This is a genomic window from Hymenobacter agri (assembly GCF_054778495.1).
On record NZ_BAAGZM010000526.1, the window covers coordinates 1 to 3,025 of the forward strand.

At 64.8% G+C, this 3,025-nt stretch carries 2 protein-coding genes; both read right to left on the reverse strand.

Translation table 11 applies throughout. The annotated features are described in order from the left end of the window. The coding region (locus ACYVDE_RS18785; protein ID WP_460503079.1) for a hypothetical protein at positions 1-239 on the reverse strand (239 nt) is incomplete at its 3' end. Between the two features lie 168 nt (positions 240-407). Beyond that, positions 408-2,780: a TonB-dependent receptor gene (locus tag ACYVDE_RS18790; RefSeq protein WP_460503080.1), complete on the reverse strand. Its 2,373-nt coding sequence runs from the start codon at positions 2,778-2,780 to the stop codon at positions 408-410. Positions 2,781-3,025: the final 245 nt, after the last annotated feature.

Here is a 3,025-nt window from a genome sequence, read left to right on the forward strand (position 1 = left end):
GCGGGCTCGGGCGCTACTTTTTCGCAGGCGGCCAGCAGGCCCCCGGCGCCCACCAGCACGCCCAGCTTGGCCGTAGCGGCCAGGAAGTCGCGGCGGGGCTGGCTGGTGGCCAGCTTAGCCAACTCCTCAGCAGTCGGCGCGTCGGGCTTGTTGGCCACTACGGCCAGATGAAAGGCTTTCTGCAGCGAGCGCAGCAGCGTGGTGCGGGCCTTGGGCAGGTGCGTAAACGGTTTAGTCATCGTCGGACAGAAAAAAGAATAAGTTGGGAATTCCCACGAAAGAACGCGCATTTTTACGGCATAAAAAAACCGGCCCGCCGCCTCATTCAGAAGCAGCGGGCCGGTAAGGCGGAAAGCCACGCACCGGCGCCTCAACATGCGAAGCGCGGAGCGGCTTGCCGAGAGGAATTACTTAAAGCTCAGCGGCACTACCAGCCGCACGCTCACGTTGCGGCCTTGGTTGAATACGCCGGTCCGGCCGTTGGCCACATTGTAGTCGGCGTATTTCAGGCGGCTCAGGTGGCTTTGGTAGCCCACGTCGAACAGGTTGTTGGCCGTGAGGTAGAGCGAGAACAGCGTGCGCCCGGTGGCCGACGCCACGTCGGTGCCCACGCCGGCGTTGATGAGCGTGTAGCCCGGCGTGGCCGTTTCGGTGCCGAACGCGGAGTAGAACCGGTCTTGCGCGAAGGTGCGCTCGAGCTGCACGCGGGCGTAGGAGTTGGTGATGCGCTTGCCCTGGCGGCGGAAGTTGGCCCGCAGCTCCGACTGCAGCCGGTCGCCGGGAATGAAGGGCAGGTACTGCTCGTCGGGCGCCACGTTCAGCTGGCGGGCGCGCACCATCGAGAACGAGTTTTCGAAGTGCAGCCAGTCGAGCGGGTGGGGGTGAAAGTCGAGGCTTACCTCGCCGCCGTAGAGGCGGGCCTGGCCCTGGTCGTACTTGTAGGCCAGCGTGCCGTCGCGCAGCGAGTCGGCCCCGCCGGCGGCCAGCAGGCGGCGCGTGAAAATGTAGTTGCTGATGCTGTTGGTGAAGGCATCGACGCCGAAGCGCACGTGGTCGGTCACGTAGCTCACGCCGGCATCCACCTGCAGGCTGGTTTCGGCGGCCAGGTTATCGTTGCCGATTTCGTAGCGAATAGTACCCTCGTGCTGGCCGTTCGAGCCCAGCTCGGCAATGTTGGGTGCCCGGAAGCCGCGCGAAATGTTGGCCTTCACCGTCAGCTTCTCGCTCACGTTATACGCCGCCCCGAGGCTGCCGCTGTAGTTGCGGAAGGTGCTGCGGAAGCCCGGAAACTTCATCTCAGCCGCGGGGTCCTGGCTGGGCCGCTCGCTGCCGTCGAGCAGCAGCTTGTCGGCCGCAATCTGGCGCACATCGTACCGCAGCCCACCGCTGAGGTCGAGTGCGCCCAACGTCTTCTTTGCCACGCCGAACACGCCGGCTTCGTTGGTGCGGTAGGCCGGAATCAGAAATTCGACGCCCAGGTTCTGGTTTTGCTGGTGCAGGCCGCTGGTGCCCACGGTCAGGTTCCAGCCATTGCGCTCGGGCAGGAAGTAGCGCAGCGAGTAGTCCACGGTGCGCAGCTGGAAATAGAGCGAGGTTTCGGCGGGGTCGAGCACGTTGCCGTACTCGCGGCGCAGGTTCTGCTGGTAGCTCACCTGCAGGCCCAGCCGGCCGCCGTTGCTGCCCAGAATAAAGCTGTTGTCGGTGCCAATGCGCAGGTGATTAATCTGTTGCTGCGGCACAGCCAAGCCGTAGCCGCGCAAGTCGCCGTCGGTCACGGGCACGCTCGCGGTCGAGTCGCCGCTGGGCACGTCCTTCAGGAAGCGGCCGGTTTGCGGGTCGCGGGCGCCTTCGGTCAGTCCCAGCCGCTGGTTGAAGCTGCTGAAGGTGAGGTGCGAGTAGCCCCAGCTTTTGTTCAGGCCCACGTAGCCGTTGGCGTCCCACTCATTAAAGCCCGAGTTGTACACCCGGCCGTCGTAGCGGTTCTGGTAGTCGCCGGCCACCTTGCGGGTGCCCCGCGCCAGCCAGTTGAAGCCGTTCAAATTGCCCGCATTCTCGAAAGAATAGGCCTGCAGATGGTTGTTGGTCTGGTAATTGGCTGTGGCTGTGCCCTTGATGCGGCCTTCGGCGATGGGGTCGGGCGCCACAAAGTTGATGACGCCGGCCATCGCATCCGACCCATACAGCAGCGAGCCCGGCCCCTTGATAATCTCGGCCCGGTCCACGCTGAACTCGTCGATTTCGATGCCGTGCTCGTCGCCCCACTGCTGGCCTTCCTGCCGGGCGCCGTTGTTCAGCGTGATGACGCGGTTGTAGCCCAGCCCGCGCACCACGGGCTTACTGATGGCCGCCCCAGTCGTAATCTGGGCCACGCCGGGCGTGTGGGCAATGGCATCCACCAGGTTCGAGCCCGAGGTTTGGTTCAGTCGGGTGCGGTCAACCACCGCCGTGGGCACTGGCGAGCGGCGCAGTTGCGTGGCCTGGCTCACGCCCGTTACCACTACCTGCCCAATCTCGGTGGCCGCCGCCGTCAGCTTGATTTCCAGCGGCTGGCCGCTACCGGTATCCACGGTTTCGGTCACGGTATTGTAGCCCAGCGAGCGCACCTGCACCGTGAAGCGTCCGCGCGGCAGGTTGCCAAAGCTGAACGAGCCATCGGGCCCCGCCGCGGTGCCCTGCTTCAAGTCATCGAAAATGATGTTGGCGCCAGGCAGGCCCTCGCCGGTAGCGGCATCGACCACGCGGCCGGTGAGCGGCGTGGCCGTGCGGGTGCGGGCAGCCATTGGCGCTTCCTGCGCGGCAACAACAACAGGTCCGGCAGCGAAGGCTAAAAGAATAAAGGGTTTATAAATAACTGAAAACATGAGAAATGCCAAAAGCAGCCCGACCCGCCAGCCAGCTGCATGCAGCCTGGCCGCGGGTAAGGCGGGGTATTACCAAAAAGAGAAAAAGAAATGCGCCGGCAGCTAGGCGCGAGCGGGCGGCCCCCGCAGGGAGCGCGCATACAGCACTTCGCCCGCCGCCGGCC